18 protein-coding genes and 2 pseudogenes are annotated in these 12,457 nt (G+C 38.3%); 2 read left to right on the plus strand and 18 right to left on the minus strand.

The window, feature by feature from the left end; genetic code table 11:
* The 5 genes and pseudogenes from OCV65_RS10815 to OCV65_RS10830 all read right to left on the minus strand — a co-directional run.
* Positions 1 to 298: pseudogene (locus OCV65_RS10815) on the minus strand (glutamine amidotransferase); the annotation flags it as partial.
* Positions 298 to 1,638 (minus strand): Mur ligase family protein, encoded by a 1,341-nt coding sequence (locus OCV65_RS10820; protein WP_262582066.1) that lies wholly within the window; start codon positions 1,636 to 1,638, stop codon positions 298 to 300. The pseudogene OCV65_RS10815 and the gene OCV65_RS10820, both read right to left, overlap by 1 nt.
* A gap of 132 nt (positions 1,639 to 1,770) precedes the next feature.
* Positions 1,771 to 2,007, minus strand: a pseudogene (locus OCV65_RS13530) (CagY family CD-EC repeat-containing protein); the annotation flags it as partial.
* A 4-nt stretch (positions 2,008 to 2,011) separates the two neighbouring features.
* Complete coding sequence (locus OCV65_RS10825) at positions 2,012 to 2,464, minus strand: low molecular weight protein-tyrosine-phosphatase (RefSeq protein WP_118382375.1); 453 nt, start codon at positions 2,462 to 2,464, stop codon at positions 2,012 to 2,014.
* 611 nt (positions 2,465 to 3,075) lie between these two features.
* Complete coding sequence (locus OCV65_RS10830) at positions 3,076 to 3,591, minus strand: hypothetical protein (RefSeq protein WP_317258822.1); 516 nt, start codon at positions 3,589 to 3,591, stop codon at positions 3,076 to 3,078.
* A 159-nt stretch (positions 3,592 to 3,750) separates the two neighbouring features.
* Here OCV65_RS10830 and OCV65_RS10835 point away from each other — a divergent pair, with 159 nt between their 5' ends.
* Positions 3,751 to 4,410: a Crp/Fnr family transcriptional regulator gene (locus OCV65_RS10835; RefSeq protein WP_262582067.1), complete on the plus strand. Its 660-nt coding sequence runs from the start codon at positions 3,751 to 3,753 to the stop codon at positions 4,408 to 4,410.
* A gap of 120 nt (positions 4,411 to 4,530) precedes the next feature.
* Here the strand turns inward: OCV65_RS10835 and OCV65_RS10840 are convergent, their stop codons facing one another.
* From OCV65_RS10840 to OCV65_RS10890, 11 genes are all read right to left on the minus strand, one after another.
* The gene (locus OCV65_RS10840) at positions 4,531 to 6,222 is read right to left on the minus strand and encodes an FAD-dependent oxidoreductase (protein WP_262582068.1); all 1,692 of its coding nucleotides are present in this window, start codon (positions 6,220 to 6,222) and stop codon (positions 4,531 to 4,533) included.
* Between the two features lies 1 nt (position 6,223).
* On the minus strand, positions 6,224 to 6,544 hold the full coding sequence (locus OCV65_RS10845; protein ID WP_262582069.1) for a rhodanese-like domain-containing protein: 321 nt from the start codon (positions 6,542 to 6,544) through the stop codon (positions 6,224 to 6,226).
* A gap of 15 nt (positions 6,545 to 6,559) precedes the next feature.
* The gene (trxA, locus tag OCV65_RS10850) at positions 6,560 to 6,865 is read right to left on the minus strand and encodes a thioredoxin (RefSeq protein WP_138344518.1); all 306 of its coding nucleotides are present in this window, start codon (positions 6,863 to 6,865) and stop codon (positions 6,560 to 6,562) included.
* Between the two features lie 253 nt (positions 6,866 to 7,118).
* The gene (locus OCV65_RS10855) at positions 7,119 to 7,277 is read right to left on the minus strand and encodes a rubredoxin (protein ID WP_005339874.1); all 159 of its coding nucleotides are present in this window, start codon (positions 7,275 to 7,277) and stop codon (positions 7,119 to 7,121) included.
* A gap of 94 nt (positions 7,278 to 7,371) precedes the next feature.
* On the minus strand, positions 7,372 to 7,746 hold the full coding sequence (locus OCV65_RS10860; protein ID WP_262582073.1) for a desulfoferrodoxin family protein: 375 nt from the start codon (positions 7,744 to 7,746) through the stop codon (positions 7,372 to 7,374).
* Positions 7,747 to 7,758: 12 nt separating this feature from the next.
* Positions 7,759 to 8,301, minus strand: coding sequence for a rubrerythrin (rbr, locus tag OCV65_RS10865; RefSeq protein WP_262582074.1), 543 nt, complete (start codon positions 8,299 to 8,301; stop codon positions 7,759 to 7,761).
* A 63-nt stretch (positions 8,302 to 8,364) separates the two neighbouring features.
* On the minus strand, positions 8,365 to 8,772 hold the full coding sequence (locus tag OCV65_RS10870) for a Fur family transcriptional regulator (RefSeq protein WP_262582076.1): 408 nt from the start codon (positions 8,770 to 8,772) through the stop codon (positions 8,365 to 8,367).
* A gap of 118 nt (positions 8,773 to 8,890) precedes the next feature.
* A complete protein-coding gene (gene yaaA / locus OCV65_RS10875; protein WP_262582077.1) occupies positions 8,891 to 9,643 on the minus strand; it encodes a peroxide stress protein YaaA in 753 nt (250 codons plus the stop codon).
* A complete protein-coding gene (bcp, locus tag OCV65_RS10880; protein ID WP_262582078.1) occupies positions 9,643 to 10,098 on the minus strand; it encodes a thioredoxin-dependent thiol peroxidase in 456 nt (151 codons plus the stop codon). The genes yaaA and bcp overlap by 1 nt, the downstream gene beginning before the upstream one ends.
* A 3-nt stretch (positions 10,099 to 10,101) precedes the next feature.
* On the minus strand, positions 10,102 to 10,314 hold the full coding sequence (locus OCV65_RS10885) for a DUF6219 family protein (RefSeq protein ID WP_262582079.1): 213 nt from the start codon (positions 10,312 to 10,314) through the stop codon (positions 10,102 to 10,104).
* Between the two features lie 179 nt (positions 10,315 to 10,493).
* The gene (locus tag OCV65_RS10890; protein ID WP_262582080.1) at positions 10,494 to 10,769 is read right to left on the minus strand and encodes a helix-turn-helix domain-containing protein; all 276 of its coding nucleotides are present in this window, start codon (positions 10,767 to 10,769) and stop codon (positions 10,494 to 10,496) included.
* A 179-nt stretch (positions 10,770 to 10,948) separates the two neighbouring features.
* Between OCV65_RS10890 and OCV65_RS10895 the strand changes: the two genes are divergently transcribed.
* Complete coding sequence (locus OCV65_RS10895; protein ID WP_262582082.1) at positions 10,949 to 11,146, plus strand: DUF6219 family protein; 198 nt, start codon at positions 10,949 to 10,951, stop codon at positions 11,144 to 11,146.
* Positions 11,147 to 11,210: 64 nt separating this feature from the next.
* On the opposite strand, the gene OCV65_RS10900 is transcribed toward OCV65_RS10895, so the two are convergent.
* Complete coding sequence (locus OCV65_RS10900; RefSeq protein WP_243257546.1) at positions 11,211 to 12,029, minus strand: IS3 family transposase; 819 nt, start codon at positions 12,027 to 12,029, stop codon at positions 11,211 to 11,213.
* On the minus strand, positions 12,019 to 12,366 hold the full coding sequence (locus OCV65_RS10905; RefSeq protein WP_229097941.1) for a transposase: 348 nt from the start codon (positions 12,364 to 12,366) through the stop codon (positions 12,019 to 12,021). Before OCV65_RS10905 ends, OCV65_RS10900 begins: the two co-directional genes overlap by 11 nt.
* Positions 12,367 to 12,457: the final 91 nt, after the last annotated feature.

A 12,457-nucleotide genomic window follows, 5' to 3' on the forward strand; every position in this document is an offset into this window, starting at 1 on the left:
GATAGCCGCCACATACTGCGATGACCACACCCCCATCTTCCACATATTCTTTAAAATCAGACTGAATCTCCTGCAGCTTCTGACACACGATCATCTGCTCTCTGTCAGATCCGCCTCCAAGAAGCACAATATCCACTTCAGAAAAATCAATTTTATCTCCCAGATTAAATTCCTTCGTCTCTGCTTCAATCCCTCTCCAGATACATCTCTGCATCATGCATGCAATATTGCCGCGGTCTCCATATAGATTCAGAAGATCCGGATATAAATGTCCAATCGTAATCTTTCTCTGTTCCATTATTTCCGTTCCTCCAATTTCTTCAATACTACTCTGGTGCTGAAAAGCGCTGTGTAATTCACCAATACATACAGATTGCCACATCCATTTTCCACACGTTCACAGATTGCGTTCTCTACATCTGCACTCAGCATTGCCGGAATATCTACATATTTCAAACGCAGGCGCATATCCTGACAACGAATTCCACTGACAGTAATAGAATTGATGTTCTCATCCTTAAATCGGTCAAAATCCACATCCCACAACCATGAAATGTCTGTACCATCCTGTGCATTGTCATTGATCACAATAATAATATCCTTCTGAGTCTTGTCCTGCATAACCGCAGAAATATTCTGATTAAATCCCGCCGGATTCTTCGCCAGGTTCAGGATAATCTTCGTTCCTTTCATATGGAACTCTTCCATACGTCCATTTTCCGGGTTAAACTTTGCAAGCATATCATTAAAATGCTCTGCGTCAAGTCCCGAACTGCGCACTGCAGTGTAAGCTGCCAGAATATTATATACATTATAGAAGCCCTTGTAATTCGCTGTAATCTTACGTCCTTCTACAACAAACGACAGCTGATCCCCCACCTGCACATCCGTTGCATTGTACCGTAACGGCGGGCGTTTAAAATCACATCCTGTACATGCGTAGTCCCCCAGCTGACTGTAATGGTAGAAATTATAATGAAGCAGAGAACCGCATTTCTTACAGAAACGTCCCTCTCGGATCTCATGAGAATCCTTATCCTCCACTACTTTTTCACTGATACCATAAGTAATGTATGGATTGCCGGCATCCATAGCAAGAAATGCTGACAATGCATCGTCACCATTTACAATCACTTTCATATCAGGAGCCGTCTGCATCACTTCGCGAAGCAGATTCATGGTAATATCAATCTCTCCGTACCGGTCAAGCTGATCTCTGAACAGATTCGTCAGCACCATGTAATCCGGCTTGAAATGTGGAAACACTCTTCTGGTAGATGCCTCGTCAATCTCAATACTTGCACAGTCTGCATCCAGCTTACCATTCCATCCGGCAGCCAACACAAACGCCGCCACTACACCATTCAGCATATTCGAACCGGTGTGGTTACAGACCACCTTCTTACCTTCTGCTTCCAATGCTGCACACAGCATATTATTCGTCGTAGTCTTGCCATTGGTTCCGCATACTACAAAAATATCTCCTCTTACCTGAGCAGCCAGATCCGACAAAATACTCGGGCAGATCTTCAGAGCAATCTTGCCAGCCCATGTCACACCCTGTCGGTGAAAAATCTTTACACTTGCCTTCTCTGCACATTTCGCAGCCCATATTGCTATCATTCTTCTTAATTTCATCTTAGTTTCCTCAATCTTTTATTGATAGAGTTAATTGTACTGTATTGGGTGTTTCAAGTCAACCAATCCCATTTGTTATAACATTCACAAAAAATGCTCAGAAATCGCAAAATGTTTGTATTAATTTGACATTTACAACAAAGAACCCTCATGATAAGATATAACCATAAAAGCGATGGACAAATAATTAACAAGAAAACACGAAAGATATCGCAAGCCAACAACGGCGTCCAAGGACGCATGATTCTGGCAGTCAACCATACTACCTGTTAGAATCATTATCCTTTTATTCATACAATAGAATCCTTTTAAACAAGTGCTCTGGCCTCTCCTCTCGGCCGGAGTATTTGCGTTATATAGACAATTTTTTCTATTATCTTTGTAGTTTTTTAAACAAAGCTTCGCATCCTTCTACCACATCACGGTAGGTTTCGTCAAAATTACCTGTATACCATGGATCTGCAATGTCTCTATCTGATCCTGCAAATTCCAACAGCTTGTGTACTTTGCCCTCCGGATCACCACCTGCTATACGCTTAATATTACGAATATTAGCAGAATCCATACCAATCAGATAATCATAATTATCATAATCTTTCCTGGTCATCTGCACCGCACGATGCTCCAACACAGGGATGCTCTCCCGCTGCAACTTACGAATCGTACCATAATGCGGACCATTGCCAATCTCCTCTCGGCTGGTCGCTGCCGAATTGATATAAAAATCATTCTGTAAATCGTGTCGGTTGACCATGTCCTGGAACACAAATTGGGACATGGTTGAGCGGCAAATATTGCCATGGCAAATGAAAAGTACTTTTATCATTGTTGCATAACCTCGCATTTCTTAGTTTTTCGGGCTTTGTAAGCCTTTGTGAATTTTTCTTTTCTGGCATAACCTGGTTTATTTTCGCATAATATCGTCCGCAAAAGGTGTAAAATAAGGTGTATGTTTTTCTATTTTACACCTTGCTATTACATAAGAATTTACCTTGAACGCTAATAACTACAATAACATATTTTTATTATACATTACCTTTATATTTATATATAATGTTTAGAATCTCCTCAGTTGTTCGAATAATTTCTTTTTGTTTTTCTTTCATTGTTATAGTTTTGCTTTCTTCTTCAGATAACGAAGAGTAAAGGTGAATGGTATTAGTATGATGCCATATCTCGTTGAAAATTCTCTCAATTTCATCAGCACTCCGAAATGCCTGGTCTGTTTGCATTTGTAAGTGTTATCGTTGCTCTTCCAGATGATTCATCCGTTCTTGTAACTGATCCCTTTCTTTCCGCAATTGATCATGTTGTGCTTGCAGTTGATCCATTTGTATTTTAATTTCACTCATCTTTTCTTTCTCTCTCCGCATAAGCATCATCAAATATACAACTATGAATGCAAATGATAGTGTTATATACAGCATAAACTTCTCCTCACGACACATATATTTTGACGGTTTTCCGCAAATTAACTATCGATAATGGCATAGAAAGAACAGTTAGTTTCCCAGGATCCTTTTTAATTTCAACAGCATCAGGATTGCCTGTGATTAAAATTACAGGTGTTGTCCTGTCAGCACGCCATGGCTGATTCGATTGTCTCGTCATATCTTCGGTAACAATCCAAAGATCCGGCTTATGTTTGCCTAATTTTGTTTTAGCTCTTTCCGGTGTATAAAACAGCATGATCTGCTCTGAAATAAACTGCAATGCTTCTTTTAATCCTTTTGCATAACGTTCATTGCCACAAATCAGTGCAATAATAGAAGCATCTTTCTTTTTTTGTGTTACCTGAATAAAATCCATAACTGGAGTATTATAGAGACTAAAGTCTTTTTCCAGATTCACTTTATCATAGTAACTCTTTGCTGCCTTGCACATTCTCAGACAAAATTGTTCTATGTCTATACGAATATCGATCCCGTTCTCCTGTATGTTCATACTGTCCAACTGACAAACTGACATCTCCCTGCATTATTTATCCCTCCCTCATATTTACAACCGTCATGTACTATAGTCAGTATATTTTTATTTATGGCATATGTCAATTATGTAATTGACGCATCTTAAAAAAGTAAGTATACTATGTTCATAAAGGAGATAACTATTATGAGCTTCGAAAACTATTTTCCACTATGGAATGACTTAAATACAGCACAGAAAAAATTAATTTCAGACAATTTGATCACACAGGAGGTAAAAAAGGGAACGATCATTCACAACGGAAACCTGGATTGTACTGGATTATTACTGGTTAAATCCGGGCAGCTTCGAACTTACATACTTTCAGATGAAGGACGAGAGATTACACTCTATCGTCTGTTCGATATGGATATGTGTCTTTTATCCGCCTCATGTATCATACGGTCCATTCAATTTGAAGTAACCATTGAAGCAGAAAAAGATACTGATCTTTGGATCATCCCTGCTGAAATCTATAAGGGCATCATGAAGGATTCTGCTCCTGTCGCAAACTATACCAATGAGTTAATGGCTACCCGTTTTTCTGATGTCATGTGGCTGATTGAACAAATCATGTGGAAGAGTTTGGATAAGCGTGTTGCTTCATTTCTTTTAGAAGAGACCTCTATCGAAGAAACAAATGAATTGAAAATCACTCACGAAACTATCGCAAACCATCTTGGTTCCCACAGGGAAGTTATCACTCGAATGCTTCGATACTTTCAAGGCGAGGGTCTCGTCAAACTCTCCCGCGGCAAAATCACAATCCTTGATTCAAAAAGACTGAAAACACTTCAAAGGTCATAAAACTGTTTTTCTATAACATATAAAGAAGAATCCTCCATTTATCTGAATTATGAAAGTCATTCTAATAAATGGAGTATCTTTTTATACTACGAGAAAATTATAAAAATATTATGATTATTTTTAATAATCCATGCCACACGCATATGCCCTTTCAATCAGCGCACGGTCATTGACCACTGCATCATAGAAGCGGAATCCGCCGGAGAAGTTATATGTTTCATAACCATTTCCCTCCAGAATACGACTGGCAATATAACTGCGCAGACCACTTTGGCATATCAGATACACAGGCTTTCCTTTCTCAATTTCACTAATTCGTTCCCTCAGTTCATCTACAGGTATGTTTTTGAATCCATCAATATGCCCCCTACTGAATTCATCTACTGTTCTCACATCCAGCAACACAACACTTTTATCTTTCGAAATCTTATCCATATCTTTCAGATGCCATTGTTTTAAGGTACCTTTTGCTATATTGTCTATCATGAATCCAGCCATATTTACAGGATCCTTGGCAGAGGAGTATGGCGGTGCATATGCAAGATCCAGATCTTTCAGCTGAGTTGCCTTCAGCCCTGCATGGATTGCTGTTGCCAGCACATCAATACGTTTATCAACGCCTTCATATCCAATAATCTGAGCACCAAGCAAGCGATACGTATCCTTTTCAAAAACCACCTTCATGGTCATCACTTTTCCACCAGGATAGTAACCGGCATGACTCATAGGAGAAAGAATTACTGTATCTGCCTCTAATCCTGACTTTTTGGCATTGGTTTCATTGATACCTGTAGTGGCTGCTGTCATATCAAACACTTTTATAACGGAGCTTCCCTGACTGCCCAGGTAACGACTATCACCGCCACAAATATTATCAGCGATGATTCTGCCCTGTTTATTGGCTGGTCCTGCCAAAGAAATCAGCGCATCATCGCCAGTAACATAATGTTTTACCTGAACTGCATCACCTGCAGCATAAATATCCGGTACAGAAGTTTCCATTCTGTCATTCACCACAATACTTTCCTTGATGCCAAGTTCCAGACCGGCTTTTTTTGCTAGTGCTGTGTCTGGTGTGACTCCGATTGCCAGAACTACCATATCAGCCTGAAGGGATGGATTATCTTTCAACAAAACTTCCACTCCGTTGTCTTTTTCTTTAAATCCTTCTACTGTATATCCCAGTACCAGTTTTATCCCATGCTTTCTCATTTCATTATGGATCATGGATGCCATATCCGGGTCAAAAGGATTCATCAGCTGCTTAGGCCGTTGCACAATTGTAATATCCATGCCAAGCTCCCTCAAATTTTCTGCCAGCTCTAAACCAATAAAACCGCCACCAGCCAACACAGCAGATTTTGGATGATTCTTATTAATATATTCCTTTATCCGAAAAGTGTCTTCTACAGTACGAAGTGTAAAAAGTTTATCAATACCTACTCCGGGAAGTCTCGGCTGTGTTGGCTTTGCACCTGGAGAAAGAATCAACTTATCATAGTTTTCTTCAAATATCTCATCATTCTCCAAATTTTTCACTGAAACAGTTTTTCGATCCAGATGTATGGAGATAACTTCATGATGAATTTTCATGTTAATACGGAAGCGTTTAAAAAAACTCTCTGGTGTCTGTAGTGTAAGTTCTTCCGGGCCTGTGATCACGTCTCCAATATAATATGGAAGCCCACAATTCGCATAGGATATGTATCCGGATCTTTCAAACACAGTAATTTCTGCATGTTCATCCAGTCTTCGTATTCTTGCTGCAGCTGTAGCTCCTCCGGCTACACCGCCTATGATTATTACCTTCATCTTATTTTTCCACCTTTCCTGAATAATCAGCAATGCCACCGATATTATTTACTTTAGAATATCCCATTCGTTGCAACAACCCTATTGCTTGACGACTTCGGGCTCCGGAATAACAGTATACAAACAGTGGATTTTCTGTATTCTTCACTACTGAAACAACATTGTTAAGTTGTTGTAACGGTACATTTTTACTTTCTGGTATATGCCCTTCCTGATATTCCTGCGGAGTACGTACATCCAGCAGAACTGCACCAGCAGTCCTTTTATATTCCTCTATCCCTTGATTAATATTCGCCTGTTTAAGGAAATCAAAAAATCCCATTAGTGCACCTCCTCCTTAAAGCATTTCTAAAATTGCATTCTTAGGTCTCGCACCTGAAACCTGTTGTACGATCTTCCCATTCTTCATAACCACCAAAGTTGGGATACTCATAATACTAAATTCACTTGCCAGTTCAGGCTGCTCATCCACATTGATTTTACCAACTTTGATATCAGGGCGTTCACCTGCAATCTCCTCTATGATAGGAACCACCATACGACAAGGAGCACACCAAGGCGCCCAAAAATCCAAAAGGACAGTTTTATCAGAATTCATTACTTCGTTTTGAAAATTATTTTTATTGATATTAATTGCAGTCATTTTATAATCCTCCCTATCATTTCTTTGTGGCTTTATTATAATCTGAATTTTATTTCTTTTCTGTGATGACATCACCATACCACATTGACTTAACTTCTTGCCATACCATCTACACTTAGTATAACACCTGTAATATAACTCGCTTCATCTGAATTTTCTGTGATATCATCACAAAACATCGCAATAAAAAACCCTGTTGCTCACGCACCAGGGTTTTGGTTTATCCATCCATATTTAAAACAAGTTTAGTCTTCTATTCAACTTCTGAAAACTGATCTTTTCCAACATTACATAATGGGCATTCAAAATCTTCCGGAACATCCTCCCACTTTGTTCCTGGTGCAATACCACCTTCAGGATAACCTTCCTCTTCATCATATTCCCATCCGCAAACGTCACATACATATTTCATTAGTTTGTTCCTCCTTATAAATATATTAATACACAGCATATATTACTGTTGTTTCTGAATTATTTTGTAATCTTAGCACGAATGTCAAGTGTTTTTAACATTTCCATAATCCATGTAAATTGCAGTATGCATATACTTCCTCCACCTGCTCTCCGTCACAAAGACAGAAATCTGCAACCGGCTCCTGTCCTGGATTTAACTGTTTTCTATAAACGCCCTGATTGGTATTTAATGTAATCCATTCAATAAAGTGTTCTTCAAGCATTGGATGTTTGATTTCTCCAACAACAACATGAACCAGATTACCATCTAGTGTATATACCGGTACATGCTTTTCAACTGCGGCATCTGTTACTCCGGCTTTCAGTTCCGGCATCGGCTCTCCACAACAAATTACAGGTACACCTTTGTCTTTTACCTTTTCAATAATGTTTCCACAATGCTTACATACATAATATTTTACTTCCATGTCTATTCCCCCTTAATAATTCTCTTCACGTACTTCAAAATAACTCTGTGGATGATTGCATACCGGGCATACCTCTGGAGCCTTTGTTCCGACTACAATATGTCCACAGTTACGGCATTCCCATACCTTCACTTCACTCTTCTCAAACACTTGAGCAGTTTCAATATTCTTAAGAAGTGCACGATATCTCTCCTCATGGTGCTTTTCAATTTCTCCTACTGCTCTAAATTTTGCTGCAAGCTCAGGGAAACCTTCTTCCTCTGCTGTTTTAGCAAAGCCATCATACATATCTGTCCACTCGTAGTTCTCTCCTTCTGCAGCAGCAGCTAAGTTTTCTTTTGTATCACCAATTCCTGCTAATTCCTTGAACCACATCTTAGCATGCTCTTTCTCATTATCTGCTGTTTTTAAAAATAATGCTGACATCTGCTCGTAGCCTTCCTTTTTCGCTACGGATGCAAAATAAGTATACTTATTTCTTGCCTGTGATTCTCCTGCAAATGCCTCCTGTAAATTTTTTTCTGTCTGTGTTCCTGTGTACTTGTTAGTAGCCATCTCTTTTACCTCCGTTTTCTTTACTACTTTTTCAAAATCTCATGCCATTATTTACATAAATGCTTAATAGATTTGCCTATCCTTTATCTTTTTCTGGCATTTCGGACAAATACCTTTAAATAATATGTCATATTCTAAAAAGTCCGTTCCATATGTATCATGAATTTTTTCTAGCAAGCCCAATATTTCATCCATATCCACATCTGAAATCTCACCGCAGTTTACACACCTCACATGGTAATGGTTCTTTAATGTAAGGTCGAACCGATTAGGTCCATCCGGAACTTCCACTTTTCTTAAATCACCTTCTTCTACCAATATGTCGAGATTTCTATATACAGTCCCTTTGCCGATTGTAGGACAGGATTCTTTTACAAATTCATATACTTCATTTGCCGTAACATGTCTTTTCATTTCACATACAGCGTTTCTTACAAGATCTTTTTGAATGGTATTTCTTCTACTTGTCATCAGCTCTCCTTATTGGAACTAGTTCTTAATAAGGATTATATATCACTTTCATTCTGTCGTCAATAATAATAATTATTATTATTGTAAAAATACCCAGTTCTGGAACCTTTAATCTAAATCATAATTCTATTTCGCGTTCAAAAACATATTCTGAATCTGATGATAAATCAGACCTAAAGGAATATCCAATCCTGTCAAATTTCTGAATTTCCACCAGATTCTCAATATTATTTTCTGCCATAAATCTGACCATTTCTCCACGAGCCATCTTAGCATAGGTACCTTTTGTCACTAATTTATTTCCAGACAATTCACAAAATGTAATCGTAATATATCTATCCTGTGGTGTCAGATATTTTTCTATGCATTTAGAATATTCTTTTGATGCCAAATTGATTATAATCCTACTGTCATCAATCACTGAACGGTATAACAAGTTTCCCCAGTACTCATACAAATTTTTTGCATCTCCAATTCCGACCCTTGACTGCATTTCTAAACGATAAAGGGTTACTCCGTCCATCGGTTTCAGAACACCATAAAACGCAGACAATATTCTTAAATGATTTTGTACATACGCAAAATGCCTGTCTTCAAACACAGATGGTGCCATATATTGAAATGCAATTCCTTCATATGATAAGACAGCCGGAGTGAGCATCTGATAAAGGTTCATATTTTCCAATCTATAAAAACTCTGTTCCAGAATCTTGTCATTACATTTCCAGACAGCCTTCAGTTCCTCTTTTGACTTATCTCTCAACCAGCTTAATATCTCTGTTGTCTTATCAATAAATTCCGGCAAGCCAATAGGTTCTATACTGTCAGTATCTGTAATCATCTTTTTAGCAGGGGATAATATTATCTTCATTAATCTAATTCCTTAAGCATATTTTCAGGATCATCTGCAGCCTTGACTTTATCATTTGCCTTTATAATAATCCCCTGTTCATCAATAAGATATGTGGTTCTTACTACTCCCATAGAGACTTTGCCATAATTTTTCTTTTCTTTCCATACATCATAAGCTTCAATAACTTTCCGCTCTGGATCTGCTAAAAGTGTAAATGCCAATCCATATTTTTCCTCAAATCTCTTATGAGAGGATACAGAATCCTTACTGACTCCAAGAATAACTGCACCTTTTTCGGTAAACTGAGGGTATCTCTCGGAAAAACCACATGCCTGTTTCGTGCATCCCGCTGTATTATCCTTGGGATAGAAATATAAAATCACTTTTTTTCCTGTATAATCCGATAATCTATGTGTTTTCCCATTTTGATCTGGCAACTCAAAATCGGGCGCTTTAATTCCTACTTCCAGCATTATTTATTCCTCCCTCTCTGTAACTTTCTCTTTTCTCGTCTTTTCTTTCCTATTCCCGGCAATCATTTTATGACCTGTATATATCACCATTACCATACATAGCATGGAACTAAAAGCAAAGTATTTGTGACATGATTTTAGCTTTTTATATCCAATGTAAAAAGTCCCAATCATTGTGATCAAAGCTACTACTGACCAATATTTATGTACTTTCATGTAATTTCTCCATTTTTCAGTGTATTCAATTCTAATTATACGCTACCACATTCCTATGTCAATTTGATGATAGAGCATTCCTATAAAATTTTTCAGAATATCATGGTTAAAACTATGTATTGTTATCATTTAATTTTTCTTTGAAAAAATCTGACAAAAAGCTTTCTTTCAGGAGATTACTATTCTTTGATCGGAAGTTTTTCAATTTTTTCTGTCAGCTCATTGGTAACACCTGTAACTGAATGTGCCACAACATCAATTAAAAGAGTATCTGCTGAAACATCTAATGCATTTGCAATTGCAACAAAGGTATCCAATTTTGTAACTTTCAAGCCTCTCTCTATTACACTCACATGCGTTGGACTTAAATTTACTAATGCAGTCAGTTCCTCTTGCGTGAGATTTTTTGCTTCTCGTGCTGATTTGATTCGCTGTCCTACTGCTTTCAAATCCATCGTAACACCTCCTCCAGAACGAATAATCGTTCTGAATTTAGTATACTTTTGGATATCTTAAATATACAGAATCGCAAAACCAAGTTCTAATTCCACAGAACTATATTCAAAGTTTTTCTTTGCATTTTCGTAAAAAAGCGTTATGATTGAATCAGTTAAATCAAAGGAGGTATCAAATTATGAAATCACATAAATACTGGTCCTTAGGCGCACTTTTCTGTATGTTGGGATGCATTTATTCTGGAATCAAAAAATCTATGACTGCACATAAATACTTTGCCTATTCTTCATTGCTTTGTATGGGCATGTCCATTTATTCCGGTCATATAGTGGCTCAGTTGTCAAGACAAAAATCTAAGATTTTTATAATGAACTGATATGGTGGACAAGTTACAAGGAACATGGAGAGAACAGTGGAGCACTCCCCAGATCCAATATATGCTAAGCTACATATGGCATCAACATTGCCGGATAGTAGCATTCAGCCGGTGTTTGGTAATCAAGTGCAGAATGGCGTCGCTCAAAGTTGTAGGTGTGGATATACTGTCTGATAGCAGCCCTTGCTTCCCTGATGTTGTTGTACTGTGTCAGATAGGCTTCCTCATACTTGAAGCTGCGGAACCAGCGCTCAATCATGATGTTGTCTGCCCAGCGGCTTTTTCCATCCATACTCTGGCGGATACCGTTTTCCTTTACAAAGTCAATGTATTGCTGACTTGTAAACTGACAACCCTGATCTGAATTCAAGATCTGAGGTTTTGCCACTTTGAAAGCTTTTTTCAGGGCACTGATAACCATTCTGGTATCAAGTGTGTCATCCACTTCCCAGCCGACAATACAACGGCTATACCAGTCGATCACGGCTGTCAGATACAGAAATCCGCGCTTGATCGGAATATATGTAATGTCAATAGACCATGCCTGATTTGGTTTGTCTATGACCGCATTACGAAGAAGATATGGACATACTTTCGCCTGCTGCATTCGCTTGGAAAGATTCATCTTTGGATAAATCGGGTAAATATCCATCTCATTCATGTAGCGTCTTGCCTTGCGGCGTCCAACCTGGTAACCACGGGTTTTTAACTGTGCAGACATTTGTCTTGCGCCCCAAGTGGGATTATCTGTATGGAGATGATCCATGATCTCTTTGCAGGCCAGTTCCTCATCTGAAATAGGGGCACCCTTGTAATAAATGCTTGTACGGTTGATGTCAAGCAACCTGGCGCCAACAGAAGCCGGAATTTCCTTAGTCGTCAAAAGGTTTTGGACTAAACTTACTCTCGTAGTCAGGTCCACAAATTTCTTCAGATTTTTTTTTGAGCCAGTCAACCTGCATGGTTAACTGACCAACCTTTTTGGCATACTCCGCTTTCTCCTTACGCTCTTCGGCAAGCTTTTCTTTGAGGTTTTCCTCACGCTTGTCGTCGAACACAACCGAAGCATTGTTCAAGAACTCTTTTTTCCAGTTGCGGAGCAGATTTGGTTGGATGTTATTTTCAGTTGCAAGGGTATTGAGATCTTTCTCACCCTTAAGCAGCTCAATTACAAGATCTGATTTGAATTTGGCATTAAAATTTCTTCTTTGTCTGGACATGATAATGGATCCTTTCTTTCATACTGGTTTAAGTATATCAGATTCATTAAAAACTGTCCGAAAAAGTGTCTTAATTTATGAGACCATTATA

The sequence above is a fragment of the Dorea ammoniilytica genome (genome assembly GCF_025567415.1).
GTDB lineage: Bacteria > Bacillota > Clostridia > Lachnospirales > Lachnospiraceae > Claveliimonas > Claveliimonas ammoniilytica.

Excerpts from the sequence above, each read along its gene's own strand:
- OCV65_RS10820 (WP_262582066.1), bottom strand. The coding sequence starts at position 1,638 with ATGAAATTAAGAAGAATGATAGCAATATGGGCTGCGAAATGTGCAGAG.
- OCV65_RS10835 (WP_262582067.1), top strand. The coding sequence starts at position 3,751 with ATGAGCTTCGAAAACTATTTTCCACTATGGAATGACTTAAATACAGCA.
- OCV65_RS10840 (WP_262582068.1), bottom strand. The coding sequence starts at position 6,222 with ATGAAGGTAATAATCATAGGCGGTGTAGCCGGAGGAGCTACAGCTGCA.
- OCV65_RS10890 (WP_262582080.1), bottom strand. The coding sequence starts at position 10,769 with ATGGATTTGAAAGCAGTAGGACAGCGAATCAAATCAGCACGAGAAGCA.
- OCV65_RS10885 (WP_262582079.1), bottom strand. The coding sequence starts at position 10,314 with ATGAAAGTACATAAATATTGGTCAGTAGTAGCTTTGATCACAATGATT.
- OCV65_RS10845 (WP_262582069.1), bottom strand. The coding sequence starts at position 6,544 with ATGGGATTTTTTGATTTCCTTAAACAGGCGAATATTAATCAAGGGATA.
- bcp (WP_262582078.1), bottom strand. The coding sequence starts at position 10,098 with ATGCTGGAAGTAGGAATTAAAGCGCCCGATTTTGAGTTGCCAGATCAA.
- OCV65_RS10860 (WP_262582073.1), bottom strand. The coding sequence starts at position 7,746 with ATGGAAGTAAAATATTATGTATGTAAGCATTGTGGAAACATTATTGAA.
- trxA (WP_138344518.1), bottom strand. The coding sequence starts at position 6,865 with ATGACTGCAATTAATATCAATAAAAATAATTTTCAAAACGAAGTAATG.
- OCV65_RS10895 (WP_262582082.1), top strand. The coding sequence starts at position 10,949 with ATGAAATCACATAAATACTGGTCCTTAGGCGCACTTTTCTGTATGTTG.
- rbr (WP_262582074.1), bottom strand. The coding sequence starts at position 8,301 with ATGGCTACTAACAAGTACACAGGAACACAGACAGAAAAAAATTTACAG.
- OCV65_RS10905 (WP_229097941.1), bottom strand. The coding sequence starts at position 12,366 with ATGTCCAGACAAAGAAGAAATTTTAATGCCAAATTCAAATCAGATCTT.
- yaaA (WP_262582077.1), bottom strand. The coding sequence starts at position 9,643 with ATGAAGATAATATTATCCCCTGCTAAAAAGATGATTACAGATACTGAC.
- OCV65_RS10825 (WP_118382375.1), bottom strand. The coding sequence starts at position 2,464 with ATGATAAAAGTACTTTTCATTTGCCATGGCAATATTTGCCGCTCAACC.
- OCV65_RS10870 (WP_262582076.1), bottom strand. The coding sequence starts at position 8,772 with ATGACAAGTAGAAGAAATACCATTCAAAAAGATCTTGTAAGAAACGCT.
- OCV65_RS10855 (WP_005339874.1), bottom strand. The coding sequence starts at position 7,277 with ATGAAATATGTATGTGACGTTTGCGGATGGGAATATGATGAAGAGGAA.